The sequence below is a fragment of the Pseudofrankia sp. DC12 genome (genome assembly GCF_000966285.1).
Classification (GTDB): Bacteria; Actinomycetota; Actinomycetes; order Frankiales; family Frankiaceae; genus Pseudofrankia.
In genome coordinates, this window is record NZ_KQ031391.1 from 2,770,631 (window position 1) to 2,789,512 (window position 18,882).

Genomic DNA, 18,882 nt, shown 5'->3' on the forward strand with positions numbered 1-18,882 from the left:
GAGGCGCTAACGACGGTAGGCGGCGAAGAGAGCACAGACGGCCTGGCTGGCGTCGAGCTGACCACCAGGCGCAAGGTCACGTCGTCCCGGTGGCCGGCCCTTCCGCAGCCCGCGAGCACAGCCAGCAGCAGCGCCGCCAGGGCGGCCGCGGAGAAGACGCCGGGTGCGGTTCGCCGTCACATAGGGAGCAGTGTGCCCCGATCTGTCGCAGCTACCACGGCCAGGCCTCCGCAGGCAGGGAGAGCCGGGCCTGTCGCTGGCGCCCACCCCGCCGCTACCGTCGGTCCCGTGCCCCCTGCGACGTCCCAGGACAGCCTCCCCCACGACCACTCGACCACGGCAGGCGCGGGCGCGCCGCCTCGCCGGTCGGTGCTGCTGATCGGGATGGGGGTTGGCGACCCCGCGTCGCTCACGCACGAGGCGAGCGCGGCGCTGGCCGGCGTCGACGTCCTTTTCACGATCGACAAGGGGCCTGCGAAGGGTGACCTGAACGCGCTGCGGGCCGAGATCTGCGCCCGGTACGCGCGGCCGGGCCTGCGGGTCGTCGAGGTCAGCGAGCCGGACCGGGACCGGGCGCCCGTCGACTATCAGGCGGAGGTGCGTCGCTGGCACGCCGCGCGCGCCGAGGTCTGGGCCCAGGCCCTGCTGACCGAGCTCGACGAGCCGGCCCGGGGTGCGTTCCTGGTCTGGGGCGACCCGGCGCTGTACGACAGCTCGCTGCGCATTTTCGACGACATCCGGGCGCGCGGCCTCGTCGACGTCGAGGTGACCGTCATCCCCGGGATCTCCAGCGTCCAGGCGCTGACCGCCCGCCATCGGGTCCCGCTGAACACCGTCGGCGGGGCCGTGCACGTCACCACGGGCCGCCGCCTGGCCGCCGAGGCCGACGGCCAGGACTCGGTCGTCGTCATGCTCGACGGCGCGACGGCCTGGCTCGACCTGGACGCCGGCCGGTGGGACATCTACTGGGGCGCCTACCTGGGCGGCGCCGACGAGATCACCATCGCCGGGCCGCTCGCCGAGGTCGGCGCCGAGATCGCGGCGGCCAAGCAGGCGGCCCGCGCCCGCAAGGGCTGGATCATGGACGTGTACCTGCTGCGGCGTCGACGGTGACCGGGCCGGAGCGCCCGTCATGGTGGCGCGGGGTGAAGACGGCGCCCGTCTCGGCGTCCCACCGGGTCCGGGACGAGCCGACGATGAGCAGTGTGCGCATGTCGACATGGTCGGCGGTCAGGTCGGCCAGCCGGATGACCTCGACCCGCTCGCCCTCGGAGCCCACGGCCCGTCCCACGACGACGGGGGTGTCGGCGTCCCGTTCCTCCAGCAGGCAGGCGCGGACCTCGTCGACGTGCGCCCGGCGGGTCTTCGAGCCCGGGTTGTAGAGGGCGAGCACCAGGTCGGCGGCCGCCGCGGCACGCAGCCGGCGCAGCACCAGCGGCCACGGCTTGAGCTGGTCGGAGAGGGACACGACGCAGTAGTCGTGGCCGAGCGGAGCGCCGACCCGGGCGGCCACGGCGTTCGCCGCCGTCACGCCGGGCAGCACTCGGACCGGCACGTCCTGGTAGCCGCCATCGGCCCGGGTCTCCAGCACCGCCGAGGCCATCGCGAACACCCCCGGGTCGCCGGACGACACGACGGCGACCCGAGCTCCCCGCCGGGCCAGGTCGAGCGCGAACGCGGCCCGCTCCGCCTCCACCCGGTTGTCCGTGGCGTGCCGGCGCTGCCCTGGCCGGGACGGCACCCGCCGCAGGTAAGTCTCGTAGCCGACGACGTCGTCGGCCGCCGCGAGGGCGTCGGCCGTCTCGGGGGTGAGCCACTCGGGGCCGGCCGGCCCCAGCCCGACGACGGTGACCGAACCGGGCTCGTGGCCGACGGCCGGTGACGGGCTCGACGGCGCGGGCCTGGCCGCGGCGGCACCCGGCACGAGGATGGTCGACATGTACGGCACGTCCTGCTCCGGGGCCACCAGGTCGCGCAGGGCCGTGACACGCTCGCCTTCCCGGCTGGCCCGGCTGACGAGCAGCGCGTCCTCGAGCCGGCCCGCGGCGGCGAGCGCCCGGCGGACACCGCCGAGGTCGCCGCGCACCTTCATCAGCACAAGCCCGTCCGCCCCGGCGGCCAGTGCGCCGAGCCGATCCGCCCGCGTGGTCGCCGGGAGCACGGCAAGCGTCTCGTCGCCGGTGACCAGCGCGACGCCCGCGGCGGCGGCGGTGGCGGACACCGACGTCACGCCGGGGACGATCACGCATCGGAACCGCGGCACCAGGCGGCGCTGCATGTGAGTGAAGGAGCTGTACAGCGTCGGGTCGCCCTCGGCGAGCAGCGCCACGTCCCGCCCGGCGGCCAGGTGGTCGGCCAGGCGGGCGGCGGACCGCTCGTAGAACTCCTCGATCGCGCCCTGGTAGCCACCTGGGTGCGGCGTGACACCGCGGGTGACCGGATAGACGAGCTCCTCCTCGACGACGCCGGGCCGCAGGTAGGGCACCGCGCTCGCCCGCGCCAGCGACCGCCCCGGCCGCGCGGCGTGGTACGCCACGACCGGGGCCGCGCCGATCAGCCGCGCGGCCTTCACCGTCACGAGCTCGGGGTCACCCGGGCCCACACCGACGCCGTAGAGCGTGCCGGCGGTGGCTGGCCGCGTGGTCACAACGCCTCGGAGGCGATCGCGTTGACCGCGGCCACCGTCATCGCGCTGCCGCCCCGCCGGCCGTGCACGACGAGGTAGGGCAGGTCGAACGGGTTGTCCGCGAGAGCCCGCTTGGACTCGGCCGCACCCACGAAGCCGACCGGCAGCCCGAGGACGGCCGCCGGCCGCGGCGCACCGGCGGCGATCAGCTCGAGCAGGTGGAACAGCGCCGTCGGGGCGTTCCCGATGGCGACGACGGCGCCGTCGAGCTGGTCAGCCCACAGTTCGAGGGCGGCGGCGGACCTCGTCGTGCCGAGCCGAGCCGCCAGTTCCGGGACGCGACCGTCGCCGAGCGCGCAGACGATCTCGTTGGCTGCGGGCAGCCGGCGCCGGGTGATCCCGCTGGCCACCATCTGGGCGTCGCACAGCACCGGCTTGCCGGCCCGCAACGCCGCCCGGGCCAGGCCGACGACGCCGGGGCTCGCCTCGACGTCCGCGGGCAGGTCCACCATCCCGCAGGCGTGGATCATGCGGACGACGACGTGCTCCAGCTCGGGCGTGAGGACGGCCAGGTCCGCCTCGGCCCGGATCGTCGCGAACGACTGCCGGTAGATCGCTGCGCCGTCGCGCTCGTAGTCGTAGCGGCGCTGGCTGCTGCCGGTCACCATCGTGAGGACTCCTTCGGTTCGGCGCCGAGGGCCTGGACCAGGTAGCCGTCAGGCCCGGCGACGATATCCACATATGACCCGGCGGGCCGGCCGCACCGGCGGGCGCAGCCGCTCCAGTGCGCCCGCGCGCCCGGAGGCACCGGCCGCGCGGCGAAGGCAGGGGTGAGCCGGCCGGCCGCGGCCGCGTGGGCCGCGTCGGTCCGCACGTCCGCCAGCGCGCTCGCGCAGCCGGGCCGCCCGGCGCAGGCCGTGACCCGGGCCCACAGCGAGCCGGGCTCGGGAACCAGCCCGGCCCGCCGCGCGGCCGGGATGAAGGCCCCCGGGTCGCTCAGCCGCGGCACCACGACCGACCGCCACGGGGTGACCCGCAGCGGGGCCTCGGCGGGATCGGCGCCCAGGCTCGCGGCCGCGAGCATCTCGGCGCCGGCCCGGGTCAGCCGGCCGAGCGGCACGAGGACGGCGCCCGCGTGACCGCCCTCCGGACGGCGCCAGGCTCCGACCGGCCGCGGGCCGGCAGCCGGGTCCGGACGGGCCGCCGCGGGACGCCCGGCCCGCAGGATCGCCGCAAGTCTCGCGCCTGCGTCCGGCAGGTCTCGGACGCGCCAGATCGGCTGGCCGGCCGTCGCAGTCCTGTCTGCCGCCGCCTTGGTACCGGCCATCACGGTGGTGCCGGTCGCCCCAGTTGTTCTGGCCGGCTTGGTGGTTGCGGCCGCCTCGGTCGTGCCGGCCGCCGCGGGGGTGCCGGCTGTCGCTGGGCTTCCGGCCGCCTCGGCCACGAATCGCAGGAAGCCCCGGGCGGCGGCGAGCAGCTCCGCGACGACCGCCGAACCGTCGACCGCCACGCCGGCGGGGCCGGCCCACCAGCGGCCCCCGGCCAGCGGCGTCGCCCAGACGTCCGGCGCCAGGGCCTCGACGGCACCGGAGGCGTCGTCGAGGCCGAACAGGAACCGGCCGGACAGCCCGGCGAGCTCCGGGTCCGCGCACAGGCCCCGGTCCAGCTCCCGTACCAGACCGTCGAGCCGCGAGACCGCCCCCGGGACGCCGCTCGCCGGGCGACCGCCCGGATCCACCCCGACCAGCCCGGCGAACGGAGCCGCGACGATGTTGCGGACGCGTTCGTGCGTCGCCGACGGCAGCAGCCCAAGCGCCGTGACCCGGTCGGCGAGCTCGGCGTGCCGGTCGGCCGGAACCCCGCGCAGCTGCAGGTTCCCCCGCGAGGTCAGCTCGACGGCGCCCCGCGGGCCGAACGACTCGGCCAGCTCCGCCAGCGCGACGAGCGTCCTACCGGCGATGAGGCCGCCAGGCAGCCGGATCCGGGCGAGGCCACCGTCGGCGGCCTGGTGCAGGACCAGGGCGCCGGGGCAACGGTCGGTCGCCCGGTCTCGGGCCGCCATCTACGCGCGCCCTTCGAGGTCGCCCTCCGCGCGCAGGAACACCTCGCGCAGCGCGTCCAGGGTCTCCGGCCGGGGCGCCGCCCACAGCCCGCGGCCCACGGCCTCCAACAGCCGTTCGGCGATCCCGTGCAGGGCCCAGGGGTTCGAGTCGGTGAGGAACTTCTGGTTCTCCTCGTCGAGGACGTAGGCCTCCGTCACGGCCTCGTACATCCAGTCGGCCACCACACCGGCCGTCGCGTCGTAGCCGAACAGGTAGTCGACGGTCGCGGCGAGCTCGAAGGCCCCCTTGTAGCCGTGGCGGCGCATCGAGGAGATCCAGCGCGGGTTGATTACCCGGGCCCGGACCACCCGGGCCATCTCCTCGCCGAGCGTACGGGTGCGCACCTCGTCCGGCCGGGTCGAGTCGCCGATGTAGGCGCGCGGGCCGCGCCCGGTCAGCGCCCGGACGGTCGCGATCATGCCGCCGTGGTACTGGAAGTAGTCGTCGGAGTCGGCGATGTCGTGTTCCAGGCTGTCGGTGTTCTTCACCGCGACGCTGATCCGCCGGTAGGCCGCCGTCATGTCGTCCCGGGCCGGCCGGCCGGCGAGCCCGCGGCCGTAGGCGAACCCGCCCCAGGCCGCGTAGACCTCGGCCAGGTCGGCGTCGTCGTGCCAGGTGCCGGAGTCGACGAGCGGGAGCAGGCCGGCGCCGTACGCGCCTGGCTTTGAGCCGAAGATCCTGGTGGTGGCCCGGCGGCGGTCGCCGTGGCCGGCCGCGTCGGCGTCCGCGTGCGCGTGGACGTAGTTGTCCTCCGGCGCCTCGTCCAGCTCGGCGACCAGGCGGATCGCGTCGTCGAGCAGGTCTACGACGTGCGGGAACGCGTCCCGGAAGAACCCGGAGATCCGGACCGTGACGTCGATCCGGGGCCGGCCCAGCTCGGCGAGCGGTATCGGCTCGACGCCGCGCACCCGCCGGGACGCCTCGTCCCACAGCGGCGCCACGCCGATGAGGGCGAGGATCTCGGCGACGTCGTCACCGGAGGTCCGCATCGCCGAGGTGCCCCAGGCCGACAGGCCGACCGAGCGGGGGTACTCCCCGGTGTCGGCGAGGTGGCGGGCGAGCAGGGAGTCGGCCATCGCCCGGCCGGTCTCCCAGGCCAGCGGGCTGGGGACCGCGCGCGGGTCGACGGCGTAGAAGTTGCGCCCGGTCGGCAGCACGTTGACCAGGCCGCGCAGCGGCGAGCCGCTCGGCCCGGCCGGGATGTAGCCGCCGGCGAGCGCGTGCAGGGTCCGGTCGATCTCGTCGGTGGTGCGGGCCAGCCTCGGCACGATCTCGGTAGCCGCGAAGGTCAGCACGGCGGCGACGGCGTCCCGGTCGACCTCGTCCGGGCCGTCGGGGGCCCGGTCGACGGCGTCCGTGTCGGCCGGCACTCCGAGGACCTCGGCGACGACCTCGGCCACGGCCGCCGGGTCCCAGTCGCGGCCGTCCAGCTCGGTGAGCAGCTCCCGGGCGACGGCCTCGACCGCGTCGGTGCGGGTCGTCCCCTCCTCCCCGCCGAGGCCGAGGGCCTGACGCAGGCCCGGCAGCGCCACGGCACCGCCCCACAGCTGGCGGGCCCGCAGCATCGACAGCACCAGGTTGACCCTGGCCTCGCCGGTCGGCGCGGCGCCGAGGATGTGCAGGCCGTCGCGGATCTGCGCGTCCTTGATCTCGCAGAGCCAGCCGTCGACGTGCAGGATGAACTCGTCGAACTCGGCGTCGTGCGGCCGGTCGGCGAGGCCGAGATCATGGTCGAGCTTCGCCGCCTCGATCAGCGTCCAGATCTGGGCCCGGATCGCCGGGAGCTTGGCCGGGTCCATCGCGGCGATCTGCGCGTGCTCGTCGAGCAGCCGCTCCAGGCGGGCGATGTCGCCGTAGCTGTCGGCTCGGGCCATCGGCGGGACCAGATGGTCGATGATCGTCGCGTGCGCCCGCCGCTTCGCCTGGGTGCCCTCGCCCGGGTCGTTGACGAGGAACGGGTAGACCAGCGGCAGGTCGCCGAGTGCCGCGTCCGGGGCGCAGCTCGCCGACAGCGCCGCCGCCTTGCCGGGCAGCCATTCGAGGTTCCCGTGCTTGCCGACGTGGACGACGGCGTGCGCGCCGAACCCGGCGTCGCCCACGCTGTTGCGCAGCCAGTGGTAGACGGCCAGGTAGTGGTGGCTCGGTGGCAGGTCCGGGTCGTGGTAGATCGCGATCGGGTTCTGCCCGAACCCGCGCGGCGGCTGGATGAGGATCACCACGTTGCCTGCGCTCACTGCCGCGAGCACGATCTCGCCGTCCGGGTCGGTGGCACGGTCCACGAACAGGTCGCCGGGCGCCGGGCCCCAGTGCTGCTCGACAGCGGCGCGCAGGTCCTCGGGCAGCGTCGCGAACCAGGTCCGGTAGACCGCGGCGGGAATGCGGATCGGGTTGCCGGCCAGGTGCTCGGCGGTCAGCCAGTCCTCGTCCTGGCCGCCGGCGGCGATCAGGCCGTGGATGAACGCGTCCCCGTCGCCGGCTTCGAGGCCGGGCAGCGCGCCGGGGCCGTCCGCCGGGCCGACGTCGTAGCCGGCCGCACGCATCGCGGTGAGCAGGGCGAGCACGCTGGCCGGGGTGTCGAGGCCGACCGCGTTGCCGATCCTGGCGTGCTTCGTCGGGTAGGCCGACAGCACCAGGGCGATCCGCTTCTCGGCGTTCGGGACATGGCGCAGCCGGGCGTGGCGCACCGCGAGGCCGGCGACGCGGGCGGCTCGCTCCGGGTCGGGCACGTAGCGGGTCAGGCCGTCGGCGTCGACCTCCTTGAACGAGAACGGGACCGTGATGATCCGGCCGTCGAACTCGGGGATCGCCACCTGGGTCGCGGTGTCCAGCGGGGACAGGCCGTCGTCGCTGGCCTCCCACTGCGCCCGCGACGACGTGACGGCCAGCGCTTGCATGATCGGCACGTCCAGGGCGGCGAGGGCGCCGATGTCCCAGTCCTCGTCGCGGCCGCCGGCACCGACCTCGGCGGGGGTGGCGCCCAGCGCGGCGCCGCCGGCGGCGAGCACGGTCGTGACCAGCGCGTCCGCCTGGCCGAGCTCGGCGAGCAGCTCGTCGTCGGCCGTGCGCAGCGACGCGCAGAAGACCGGCTCCGCCCGGCCGCCGGCCGCGTCGACGGCGTCGGCCAGCGCGTCGACGAACGCGGTGTTCCCGGCCAGCTCGTGCGCCCGGTAGTACAGGATCGCGACGGCCGGGCGACCGTCCGGTGCCGCCGCGTCCGGGCGAGGACGGAGCCCCCAGGGCGGGGTGGGCACCGGCGGGTCGAACCCGAGGCCGGTCAGCAGCAGCGCGTCGGACAGGAACCGGGCGAGCTGGCGCAGGTTGTCCGGCCCACCGTGGGCGAGGTAGTTGTGCGCCTGGGCGGCCACCCCGGCGGGCACCGAGGACAGCTCCATCAGCTCGGCGTCGGGGATCAGCTCCCCGCTGAGGACCACGACCGGCAGGCCTCGGGCCAGCAGGGCGTCGACGCCCTCCGGCCAGGCCCGCCGGCCGCCGAGCAGGCGCAGGACGACCACGTCGACCCCGTCGAGCAGCCCGGGAAGCTCGGCGACGTCGAGGCGGGCCGGGTTGCCCAGCCGGTAGTCCTCCCCGCAGGCACGGGCGCACGACAGGTCGGTGTCCGACGTCGACAGCAACAGGATCACGGTCGGCTCCCCAGGTGTGGAACGGAACTACGCAGGTGGCCGGCTTCCGTCCACCCGGGCGGCCCGCCTGGAGCCGGCCCGCCAGTGACCGGCCCGCCAGTGACCGGGCTGGCGGTGACCGGGCTGGCGGTGACCGGGCTGGCGGTGACCGGGCTGGCGGCACCAGCGGGGGCGCCGGGCGGGATGAACGGCAGGCCGGCCGGTGGGCCGTCGGTGAGCAGCCGCAGCAGCGCGCCGGTATCGAGGTGCTCCGCCACGAGGTCACCGAGCACGTCGAGACGCCGCTCGCGCACCGCCGCGAAGGAGACCTCGTCGCGCGGTTGCCACGGTGAAGCCACCAGGGACGCGATGTCGGCGAGAAAGGCTCGGCGGAACGCGTCGTTCTCGAAGGCGCCGTGCCAGGTGGTGCCCCAGACCGCGTCGGCCCGGCAGCCGTCGAGGAACGGCGCACCGCCGTGCACCGTCGCCACCCCGTAGTGGATCTCGTAGCCGCGCACGGGCTGGCCGTAGGCCACGCCGACGGGCCGGCCGAGCGTCTTGGCCGCCGCGAACCGGATCGTCACCGGCAGCAGCCCGAGGCCGTCGACCCGCCCGGCGCCGCTCTCCACCTCGTCCACGATCGTCTCGGCAAGCATCTGGTAGCCGCCGCAGAGGCCGAGCACCGGCCGGCCGGCCGCGGCGCGGCGGGCGAGCGGGCCGTCGAGCCCACGCCGACGCAGCCAGTCCAGGTCGGCCACGGTGGAGCGGGTGCCAGGCAGCACGACGAGGTCGGCGGCGTCGAGGTCCTCCGGCCGGTCGACGTAGCGGACCGCGACCCCGGGCTCGGCCGCCAGCGCGTCCAGGTCGGTGAAGTTGCTCAGGAACGGCAGGCGCACCACCGCCACCCGCAGCGTCCCGTCGGGGTCGCCCCTCGTCTCGCCCGGCCCCGGCAGGCCGAGCGAGTCCTCCACGTCCAGACCGAGCCCGTCACGCCACGGCAGCACCCCAAGCACGGGGCGCCCGGTCAGGCCCGTCAGCATCTCCAGGCCCGGCTCCAGCAGGGCCCGCTCGCCCCGGAACTTGTTGACGACGAACCCCGCGACCAGCGCCTGGTCGGCCGGCTCCAGCAGGGCCAGTGTGCCGAACATGGCCGCGAACACCCCGCCGCGGTCGATGTCGCCGACGACGAGGGCAGGCAGGCCGGCGGCCCTGGCCAGGCCCATGTTCGCGATGTCGTTCGCCCGCAGGTTGATCTCCGCGGGGCTGCCCGCGCCCTCGCAGATGACGACGTCGAACCGGGCCCTCAGGTCGGCCAGGCTGTCGAGCACCTCGGTGAACAGCCGGCTCTTCAGGGCCCGGTAGTCGAGCGCGCCCGCCTCGGCGATCGGGCGGCCGCGCAGCACGACCTGGCTGCGGTGCCCGGCCCCCGGCTTGAGCAGCACCGGGTTCATCGCGCCCTCCGGCTCAACGCCGGCGGCGGCCGCCTGCATCACCTGCGCGCGGCCGATCTCCGCGCCGTCGGCGGTCACCCACGAGTTCAGCGACATGTTCTGCGCCTTGAACGGCGCCACCCGGACGCCCTGGCGGGCCAGCCACCGGCAGATGCCCGCGGTCAGGACCGACTTGCCCGCGTCCGACGTGGTCCCGGCGACGAGCAGCGCGCCGCTCACGACCGGCCCCGGTGGCGGCGCGCCGCCACCCTTCCCGCGCCCGCGAGCGCGGCGAGCACGACGGCGACGGCGCCCACCGCCCCGGAGAGGTCCGCCGAACGGGCGACGTCCGCGCCGAGCGCCGGCCCGCCGTCGCCGAGCCTGCCACGGGTCTCGACCTCGCCGTCATAGACGTTGGTGCCGCCGAGCCTGATTCCCAGCGCGCCGGCGAACGCGGCCTCGCACTGGCCCGCGTTCGGGCTCGGATGGTTGTCGCCGTCACGCCGCCAGGTCCGCCAGGCCTGCCCAGGCGAGCCGCGGACCACGGGTGCGACCAACGCCGTGAGGGCCGCGCACAGCCGCGCGGGAGCCAGGTTGGCGACGTCGTCCAGGCGCGCCGCGGCCCAGCCGAACCGCAGGTAACGCGGCGAGCGGTAGCCCACCATCGCGTCGATGGTGTTCGCGGCGCGGTAGCCGACCACGCCGGGCAGGCCGAGCGCGGCCCCCCACAGCAGCGGGCCGAGCACCGCGTCCGCGGTGTTCTCGGCGACCGACTCGATCGCCGCCCGGGCCAGCTCCGGCTCGTCGAGCCCGCTCGGGTCTCGCCCGCACAGGTGCCCGAGCCGGTCCCGGCTGGCGGGCAGGTCACCGGACGTCAGCAGCCGGGCCATGACCGCCCCCTCGCGGCGCAGCGACGTTCCACCGAGCGCGGCCCACAGCACGGCGGCCAGCACCACCGGGCGAGCGGGAGCGGGGACGAGACGGTCCAGGGCCGCGGCGGCGAGCATCGGGCCGCCGACGGCCACGGCGACGAACCCGGCGCCGGCCACGCGGGAGTCGGCGTAGAGCCGGCGCTCGACCACGGCCGCGGCCCGGCCGTAGCCGGCGACGGGGTGGAACCGGCACGGGTCGGCGAAGACGAGGTCCGCGACGGCGCCGGCGACGATCGCCCCGGCGAACCCGCCTGGGCCAACCCCACGCCGGCGGTCCCGTGCCGCGCCCCCATTCCGGGTCGCACCGCGGCCGCCGGCCGCACCGCCGACGCCGGCCGCACCGCCGACGCCGGCCGCACCGCCGACGCCGGCCGGCGCGGCATCGCGGACCGACGCGTCATCGCTGGCAGGCGGGGCGACGCCGGGCCGGCGCTCAGCCCGCGGCACGGAGGGCCTCAGCCTGCTGAGCCGCGCGGGCGGCAGCGACGAAGCGGTGCGCCGCGCCGGGGATCCCGGCCCAGTGGGTGTGCAGGTAGGAGGCGTGGATGGCGCCGCGCACGAAGCCCTCGGCGACCTCGGCGCCAGCTGCGTCCCGCCAGCGCCAGGCAGGGGCGGCACCGCGTTGCGTGTCACCGCCGGGCGCGCCACCTGCCGCCGGGGTGGCGACCGTGCGGTGGAACTCGTGCCCGTGGACGGCGGTGCCGCGCACGGCCAGCACCGAGTCGGTGGCCGCGGCCGCCTCCCGGTAGCCCAGTGTCAGGCGTGCTGTCATCGCCGCCGTCACCTCGCCCAGCACCCCGCACATCGGCGCGCCGTCGAGCGCGCTGCTCAGGTAGAGCAGCCCGGCGCACTCCGCGGCGACGGGGCCGCCGGTCGCCGCGAAGGCCCGGACCCGGGACCGCAGCGCGGCGTTCGCGGCCAGCGCGCCCGCGTGCACCTGCGGGAACCCGCCACCGATGATCAGTCCCGACGTCCCGGCCGGCAGCGCCTCGTCGACGGTCGGGTCGAAGCCGACGACCTCGGCGCCGGCGGCGGCCAACAGCTCGGGCGTCTCCGCGTAACCGAACGTGAAAGCCGGGCCACCCGCGACCGCGATCACCGGGCGCGGCCCCATCGACAGCGGCGACCCGGCCGGCTCCAGTCCGGCGGCGCGCGCGTCCCACGGTTCGGCGGGCAGGTCGGGGGCCGTCGCCGCGAGCGCGAGCAGCGCGTCCAGGTCAAGGCCCGCCGCGACCGCCGCGCCGAGCTCGGCGACGGCGTCCCGCGCCGGCTCGGCGCGCTCCGCGGCCGGCACAAGGCCGAGGTGACGTGACGGGGTGGCCAGGTCGTCGCGCCGGCCCAGCACGCCGAGCACCGGCATGCCGATCTCGGCCATCGCGGCGCGCAGGATCTCCGCGTGGCGCTCGGTGCCGACCTGGTTGAGCACGACGCCGCCGATCCGCACCCCCGGGTCGAACGACCGGAAGCCGTGCACGGTCGCCGCGGTCGACCGGCCGGCCGACCGCGCGTCGACGACCAGCACGACGGGCGCCGCCAGCAACGTCGCGACGTGCGCCGTCGAGCCGAACCCGGCCCGGGTCGCGTGCCCGTCGAACAGCCCCATGACGCCCTCGATGACGGCGACATCGGCCCGCCTGGGGTTGAGTGCGCCGTGCAGGAACAGCGGCGCGACCCGCTGTTCGCCGACGAGCCAGGGGTCGAGGTTGCGTCCCGGCCGGCCGGCCGCCAGCGCGTGGTAGCTCGGGTCGATGTAGTCCGGGCCGACCTTGTGCGGCGAGACGGCGAGCCCCCTGGCCCGCAGCGCGGCGAGCAGACCGGTGGCGATGGACGTCTTGCCGGCACCGCTGGCGGGCGCGGCGAGGACGACCCGCGGAATCCTCACGGCCCGCCCGGCGCGGCGGCCGGCGGCGTCGTGGGACGCGGCCCCGTCACCGGCGTCGCGGCCCGACGCGCGGCCGGCACCGGCGGGGGCGCGGTCACCACTCGATCCCCCGCTGGCCCTTCTGGCCCGCGTCCATCGGGTGCTTCACCTTGGTCATCTCGACGACCAGGTCGGCGGCCTCGACGAGGCGCGGGTGGGCCCGGCGGCCGGTGATGACGACGTGCTGGAAGCCGGGACGCGCGGCCAACGTCGCGACGACCTCCTCGACGTCGACCCAGCCCCACTCCATCACGTAGGTGAACTCGTCGAGCACGAGCAGGCCGTAGGTCTGCGCGGCGAGGTCTGCCTTGATCCGCTCCCAGCCCTCAGCGGCGGCCGCGGCGTGGTCGTCGAGCGGTCCGCGCTGGGTCCACGACCAGCCGGAGCCCATCCTGAACCAGTCGACGGGGCCGCCCTCCCCGGTCTGCTCGTGCAGCCGGCCGAGCGCCCGCAGCGCGTTCTCCTCGCCGACCTTCCACTTCTGGCTCTTGACGAACTGGAACACCCCGATCGGCCAGCCCTGGTTCCAGCCACGCAGCGCCAGGCCGAACGCGGCCGTCGACTTGCCCTTCATGTCGCCGGTGTGGACGACGACCAGCGGCCGGTTGCGCCGCTGCCGGGTGGTCAGCCCGTCGGCGGGGACGCTCGACACCTGTCCCTGCGGGGCCATCAGGCGGCGTCCCGCACCGCGCGGACGGTGGCGGCGAGCCCGGCGCCGGTGGCGGCGGCATCCAGGCCGGCGTTGTCCCGGCCACCTCGGCGCCGGCCTGGGTTCGCGGGCTCGGAAGCGGCGAGCTCGCCGAGCCCGAGCAGCGTGGCGCCGAGGGTGGCGGCAAGCTCGGCGGCGAGCCCCAGCCGGACCCGGCCCGTCTCGCAGTCGACGACGACCGCGGCGACGCCGGCACGGGCGAGCAGCCGGGCCGCCGGCGCTGGCCGCGGCCCCGCGGTATGCCGGCCGTCCGTCAGGATGACCAGCAACGGACGGCGGCTCGGATCACGCAACCGCTCCCTGGCCAGGACCCGGTTCGCCAGCAGCAGGCCGTCGGCCAGGGGCGTGCGCCCGCCCGACGGCAGGTCGGCCAGCAGCGTCGCCGCCACGTCCACCGACGACGTCGGCGGGAGCGTGAGACGCGCGTCCTCGCCCCGGAACGTGATCAGACCGATCTTGTCCCGGCGCTGGTAGGCGTCGAGCAGCAGGGAGAGCACGGCCGCCTTGACGGCACCCATCCGGGCCCGCGCGGCCATCGAGCCGGAGGCGTCGACGACGAACAGCACGAGGTTGCCCTCCCTGCCCTCCCGCCTGGCCTGCCGCAGGTCGCCGGGCCGCAGCCGCAGGCCAGGCCCACCCCGGCCGCGCGCCAGCTGGTGCGGCGCCGCGGCCAGCAGCGTCGCGACGATGTGCGGGTCGCGCAGGCGCCCGGCCGGGACCCGCGCGCCGACCACCGCACCGGCCGGGGTGACCGCGCGGGACCGTCGGCCGGGCACGCCACCGCCGACCCCGGGCACCTCCAGCCGGCGGGCACGGAACGTCGCGGCGGGCGCGACGACGCCCACCGCGGGCTGCGTCGCAGATCGAGGTGCCGGGGCCGTCTGGTCACCGGACGATCCTCCGGGCGCGGGGCGTGCCTCGTCGTCCGCGTCGGCGACGGGAGCGCCGCCACCGGGGCCGCCGGGATCCGGGTCGATGTCCAGGTCGGTCTGGCCCTCCGGGCCGCCGGCCGCCTCCGGGCCGTCAGCCGCGTCCTGGCTCACCTCGTCCTGGCCCGCGGCGTCGCTCGACTCGTGCTGGGGCTGGTCGTCCGGGCACTGGTCGCCCTGGCTCTGGTCAGGCTCGTTCTGGAGAGAGCCGAGCTCCTCGCGGGCCGACTCCAGCGCGGCGTCGAGCGCCTCGGGCTCCAGCCCGGGCGCGTCGAACGGGTCGCGGCGACGGCGGTGGGGAAGCGCCAGCGCGACGGCGGCCCGGACGTCGTCCTCGGTGACCTCGCTGCGCCCGGCCCAGGCGGCGTGCGCGACGGCGGCCCGCGCGGTCACCAGGTCCGCCCGCAGCCCGTCGACCTCGAAGGCCGCGCAGACGACGGCGATCCGGGTCAGCTCCCGGTCGGGCAGCCGGACGGCGGGCAGCGCGGCCCGGGCGGAGGCGATCCGCGCCGACAGCTCCCGCTCCGGCCCCTCGTAGCCGGCGGCGAAGGCGTCGGGATCCGCGTCGAAGGCCAGCCGGCGGCGGACCACCTCGGCCCGGCGGGCCGGCTCACGCGGCGCCGCGACCTGCACGGTCAGCCCGAACCGGTCGAGCAGCTGCGGGCGCAGCTCACCCTCCTCGGGGTTCATCGTCCCGACCAGCAGGAACCGGGCCGCGTGCCGGACCGACACCGCGTCGCGCTCGACGTGCGCCACGCCGAGCGCGGCCGCGTCGAGCAGCAGGTCGACCAGGTGGTCGTGCAGCAGGTTGACCTCGTCGACGTAGAGGACGCCTCGGTGCGCGGCGGCGAGCAGCCCCGGCTCGAACACGACGACGCCCGCGGTCAGCGCCCGTTCGATGTCGAGCGAGCCGAGCAGGCGGTCCTCGGTCGCGCCGACCGGCAGCTCGCACAGCCGGGTCGGCCGGTGCGAGGCGGGGGCCGCCGTCGGATGCGGGCCGTCGGGGCAGTCCTTGTCCGGGCGGGCCGGGTCGCAGGAGAACCGGCAGCCGGCCACCACCGCCACGGGTGGCAGCACCCCGGCGAGCGCGCGCACCGCCGTCGACTTGGCGGTGCCCTTCTCCCCCCGGACGAGCACGCCGCCGATCTCGGGGCAGACCGCGTTCAGGACGAGCGCGAGCCGCAGATCGTCCATACCGACGATCGCGCTGAAGGGGAACTGGGGCACGCGTGCACCACCTCGCACCGGCAGTGTCCGCGCCTGCCGCTCGTACGGGCCCGGGAACTGCCGCCCACGGGCGGGCGATCGAGGTGTTCTGGCTCACCGCGCCGAACCGGCCGCGGCTCACAGTGGCGGGACCGCCCCGGTCTTGGCGCCCGCGCCGCACCGGAGTTCCCCTCGTATCGCCTGGCAGGAATGGTGCCATGGGAGAGCACCCGAGGGACAGTGACCACGAACACCCGCCGGCCACCCTCCCATCCATCGGCGCGACGCCACCTGGTGCTGGCGGGCACAATCGCCCCTGTGCCAGCCAGACCCCAGCCCTCCGAGCCGACAACCACCGGACCTGCGCCCGGCGGCCCCGCACCCGTCCTGGCTGCCGGTCGCGCGGTGGCCGGGACGACGGGAGCCGTCGAGGTCACGGTCGTCGGCATCGGCGAGGACGGCTGGGATGGCCTCGGCCAGCCGGCCCGGGCGGCGCTCGCGGCCGCGGATGTCGTGCTGGGCGGGGCCCGTCAGCTGGGGCTCGTGGCCGGCCGGGTCCGTGCCGTCGAGGCCTGGCCCCGCGACCTGGCGGCGGCCGCGGCGGCGCTGCCTGACAGCCACGCCGGAAAGCGCGTCGCCGTGCTCGCCAGCGGCGACCCGATGCACTACGGCGTCGGCGGCACACTCGCGCGGGTGCTCGGGCCCGGGCGGGTCCGGGTCCTGCCGGCCCCGTCGTCGATCTCGCTGGCCTGCGCCCGGCTCGGCTGGCCGGTCGAGGAGGTGGCCGTCGTCAGCGCGGTCGGCCGGCCGTACGCCGCCGTCGGGCCGCAGCTGCGCGCAGGCGCGCGGGTGCTGGTCCTCACCGGCGACAAGGACGGCGCGGACCGGGTCGGCGCGCTGGTCGCCGAACGCGGCCTCGACGCCGAGATCACGGTGCTCGAACGCCTCGGCGGGCCGCGCGAGCGGGTCAGCGGCCCGCTCCGAGAGCCCGCGGTGCCGCCACACGACCGCCTCGCCATCGTCGCGGTCCACTGCGGCCCCGGCCCCTCCGACGAGGCCCGTGCGATGGCCAGTCGGGTCCCCGGGCTACCCGACACCACCTTCGCCACCGACGGCGTGCTCACGAAGCAGGAGGTCCGGGCCGTCACCCTGGCCGCCCTCGCGCCGACGCCCGGCGAGCTGCTCTGGGACGTCGGAGCCGGCAGCGGCGGCATCACCACCGAGTGGCTGCGCGCCGACCACCGGTGCCGCGCGGTCGCGATCGAGCCGCGGGCGGACCGGGCCGCCCACGTGCGCGCGAACGCCGAGCGGCTCGCGGGCGCCGTCGAGCAGACCGCGGGCCTGGTCGCCGGAGCGGGCGGGCTGCGTGTCGTCGAGGGCCGCGCACCGGCGGCGCTCGCCGGCCTGCCCAGGCCCGACGCCGTCTTCGTCGGCGGCGGTGCGAGCAGTCCCGGCGTCGTCGAGACCTGTCTCGCGGCGCTGCGGCCCGGCGGACGCCTGGTCGCCAACGCGGTCACGATCGAGACCGAGGCCGTGCTCGCGGACTGGCACCGCCGGGTCGGCGGCAGGCTGCGCCGGATCGCGATCTCCCATGCCGAGCCGGTCGGCTCGTTCACCGCGTTCCGGCCGGCGCTGCCCGTCACGCAGTGGGTCCATACCGCGCCAGCCGACGGCGCGGCCGCGGCCGTCTGACCCGCCCGGACCCGCCATCGGGTACCTCACCCGGTCACCTTCACCGACCTACCAGGAAGCGACGCGATGACCGTCCACTTCATCGGCGCCGGGCCCGGCGCCGCCGACCTGATCACACTGCGCGCCCGCGACCTGATCGCGGCGTCGCCGGTCTGCCTGTATGCCGGCAGCCTCGTCGACCCGGCCGTGCTGGCGCACTGCCCGCCGGGTGCCCGGCTGGTCGACACCGCCCGGCTCACCCTCGACGAGATCGTCGGCCACCTCGTCGAGGCCGACGCCGCCGGGCAGGACGTCGCCCGGCTCTGCAGCGGCGACCCGTCGGTGTTCAGCGCCGTCGCGGAGCAGATGCGCCGGCTCGACGCGGCCGGCGTGCGCTACGACATCTGCCCGGGCGTGTCCGCGTACGCGGCGGCGGCGGCCGAGCTGAACCGGGAGCTGACCGTCCCGGGCGTCGCGCAGAGTGTCGTGCTGACCAGGACCAGCGAGAACGCCTCGGCCATGCCCCCCGGGGAGACGCTCGCGGCCCTCGGCGCCGCCCAGGCGACCATGGTCATCCACCTGTCGGTCCAGCGGATCGAGGCGGTCGTCGCCGGGCTGCTGCCGGTCTACGGCCCGGACATCCCGGTCGCCGTGGTCGCCTGGGCTTCGCGGCCCGACCAGGTCGTCCTGCGCGGCCGGCTCGACGGCATCGCGGCGGCCGTGCGCGCCGCCGGCATCCGCCGGGCCGCCGTCATCATCGTCGGCGCGGCGCTCGCGGCCGAGGGCTTCAGGGACAGCCACCTGTACTCGGTGGAACGGGACCGCGCGTGCGTGTCCTGATCCTCGGGGGCACCCGGGAGGCCCGCGACCTGGCCGCCGCGCTCGTCGCGGAGCCGGGGATGGCCGTCACCAGCTCGCTCGCCGGCCGCGTCCGCGACCCGGCGCTGCCCGCCGGAGAGACCGTGATCGGCGGCTTCGGTGGCGTGGCCGGCCTGCGCGCCTTCCTGCGCGAGCGCGCCATCGACGCCGTCGTCGACGCCACCCACCCGTTCGCCGCGACGATGTCCGCGCACGCCGCCACCGCCTGCCTTGAAAGCCAGGCGGACGGCGCGCCCGGCGGCGCGGTACCGCTGCTGCGGCTGGCCCGGCCGGGCTGGACGGACCGTCCTGGTGACAGCTGGCATCGCGTGCCGGACCTCGAAACGGCAGCCGAACGAGCCCGGACGCTGTGCCCGCCGGGTGGCGCGGTGTTCGTCACCACCGGCCGCCGCCGGCTCGGGCCGTTCGCCGCCGACCCGGACCGGCACTACCTGATCAGGGCAGTCGACCCACCGACAGACGATCTGCCGCCCCGGCACACCGTGCTGCTCGACCGCGGCCCGTACACCGTCGACGGCGAGACCCGGCTCATGCGCGAGCACGGGGTCCGCGTCCTGGTGACCAAGGACAGCGGCGGCTCCCTGACCGCGGCGAAGCTCGACGCGGCCCGAGCCCTCGGCGTGCCTGTCGTCATGGTCGACCGACCAGCCACGACCGGGCCGGTGGCCCCGACCTGGACGGACGTCGCAGGAGTGCTCACCGCCCTGCGCGCACTCGCCCACGGCGATGCCGAGCAACCATCCGCCCACCAGCCTCGCCCATGAACGTCGCTCGCCGCCTGGCCGGAAACGACTCCTACGCGATGGCCGAAATCGGCCCGGAAAGTCAGCCGACGTTCGACGACGCCGACCGGCATC

General features: G+C 76.5%; 13 protein-coding genes. 4 read left to right on the top strand and 9 right to left on the bottom strand.

Going from position 1 to position 18,882, the window contains the following annotated elements; translation table 11 throughout:
• Positions 1–288: 288 nt before the first annotated feature.
• Positions 289–1,113 (top strand): precorrin-6A synthase (deacetylating), encoded by an 825-nt coding sequence (cobF, locus tag FRADC12_RS10940; protein ID WP_232303726.1) that lies wholly within the window; start codon positions 289–291, stop codon positions 1,111–1,113.
• Here cobF and cobJ read toward each other — a convergent pair.
• From cobJ to FRADC12_RS10985, 9 genes are all read right to left on the bottom strand, one after another.
• The gene (gene cobJ / locus FRADC12_RS10945; RefSeq protein ID WP_045876570.1) at positions 1,079–2,647 is read right to left on the bottom strand and encodes a precorrin-3B C(17)-methyltransferase; all 1,569 of its coding nucleotides are present in this window, start codon (positions 2,645–2,647) and stop codon (positions 1,079–1,081) included. The two genes, cobF and cobJ, sit on opposite strands and share 35 nt — an antisense overlap.
• Positions 2,644–3,294, bottom strand: a complete 651-nt coding sequence (locus FRADC12_RS10950) for a precorrin-8X methylmutase (protein WP_045876571.1) — start codon at positions 3,292–3,294, stop codon at positions 2,644–2,646. The genes cobJ and FRADC12_RS10950 overlap by 4 nt, the downstream gene beginning before the upstream one ends.
• Positions 3,288–4,688 carry a ferredoxin-like domain-containing protein gene (locus tag FRADC12_RS10955; RefSeq protein ID WP_045876572.1) on the bottom strand — a complete coding sequence of 467 codons (1,401 nt, stop codon included), beginning with the start codon at positions 4,686–4,688 and terminating at the stop codon, positions 3,288–3,290. Before FRADC12_RS10955 ends, FRADC12_RS10950 begins: the two co-directional genes overlap by 7 nt.
• Entirely contained in the window at positions 4,689–8,369 is a 3,681-nt protein-coding gene (cobN, locus tag FRADC12_RS10960; protein ID WP_045876573.1) for a cobaltochelatase subunit CobN, read from the bottom strand. It abuts the gene before it with no gap.
• A complete protein-coding gene (locus FRADC12_RS10965; protein WP_084010586.1) occupies positions 8,366–10,018 on the bottom strand; it encodes a cobyric acid synthase in 1,653 nt (550 codons plus the stop codon). The genes cobN and FRADC12_RS10965 overlap by 4 nt, the downstream gene beginning before the upstream one ends.
• Positions 10,015–11,157: a cobalamin biosynthesis protein gene (locus FRADC12_RS10970; RefSeq protein WP_232303727.1), complete on the bottom strand. Its 1,143-nt coding sequence runs from the start codon at positions 11,155–11,157 to the stop codon at positions 10,015–10,017. Before FRADC12_RS10970 ends, FRADC12_RS10965 begins: the two co-directional genes overlap by 4 nt.
• Positions 11,144–12,592 (bottom strand): cobyrinic acid a,c-diamide synthase CobB, encoded by a 1,449-nt coding sequence (locus FRADC12_RS10975; protein ID WP_045876574.1) that lies wholly within the window; start codon positions 12,590–12,592, stop codon positions 11,144–11,146. Before FRADC12_RS10975 ends, FRADC12_RS10970 begins: the two co-directional genes overlap by 14 nt.
• A 94-nt stretch (positions 12,593–12,686) precedes the next feature.
• A complete protein-coding gene (gene cobO / locus FRADC12_RS10980) occupies positions 12,687–13,301 on the bottom strand; it encodes a cob(I)yrinic acid a,c-diamide adenosyltransferase (RefSeq protein WP_045876575.1) in 615 nt (204 codons plus the stop codon).
• Positions 13,301–15,496: a VWA domain-containing protein gene (locus FRADC12_RS10985; protein ID WP_198152861.1), complete on the bottom strand. Its 2,196-nt coding sequence runs from the start codon at positions 15,494–15,496 to the stop codon at positions 13,301–13,303. The genes cobO and FRADC12_RS10985 overlap by 1 nt, the downstream gene beginning before the upstream one ends.
• Before the next feature lie 384 nt (positions 15,497–15,880).
• On the opposite strand from FRADC12_RS10985, the gene FRADC12_RS10990 reads away from it, so the two are divergent.
• From FRADC12_RS10990 to FRADC12_RS11000, 3 genes are all read left to right on the top strand, one after another.
• Entirely contained in the window at positions 15,881–17,167 is a 1,287-nt protein-coding gene (locus FRADC12_RS10990) for a bifunctional cobalt-precorrin-7 (C(5))-methyltransferase/cobalt-precorrin-6B (C(15))-methyltransferase (protein WP_045876576.1), read from the top strand.
• 66 nt (positions 17,168–17,233) lie between these two features.
• Positions 17,234–17,986 carry a precorrin-4 C(11)-methyltransferase gene (gene cobM, locus FRADC12_RS10995; RefSeq protein ID WP_045876577.1) on the top strand — a complete coding sequence of 251 codons (753 nt, stop codon included), beginning with the start codon at positions 17,234–17,236 and terminating at the stop codon, positions 17,984–17,986.
• On the top strand, positions 17,974–18,789 hold the full coding sequence (locus tag FRADC12_RS11000) for a cobalt-precorrin-6A reductase (RefSeq protein WP_045876578.1): 816 nt from the start codon (positions 17,974–17,976) through the stop codon (positions 18,787–18,789). Before cobM ends, FRADC12_RS11000 begins: the two co-directional genes overlap by 13 nt.
• Positions 18,790–18,882: the final 93 nt, after the last annotated feature.

What these genes read in the sequence shown, in the direction of transcription:
- cobM (WP_045876577.1), top strand. Translation starts at nt 17,234, where the DNA reads ATGACCGTCCACTTCATCGGCGCCGGGCCCGGCGCCGCCGACCTGATC.
- FRADC12_RS10955 (WP_045876572.1), bottom strand. Translation starts at nt 4,688, where the DNA reads ATGGCGGCCCGAGACCGGGCGACCGACCGTTGCCCCGGCGCCCTGGTC.
- FRADC12_RS10950 (WP_045876571.1), bottom strand. Translation starts at nt 3,294, where the DNA reads ATGGTGACCGGCAGCAGCCAGCGCCGCTACGACTACGAGCGCGACGGC.
- cobO (WP_045876575.1), bottom strand. Translation starts at nt 13,301, where the DNA reads ATGGCCCCGCAGGGACAGGTGTCGAGCGTCCCCGCCGACGGGCTGACC.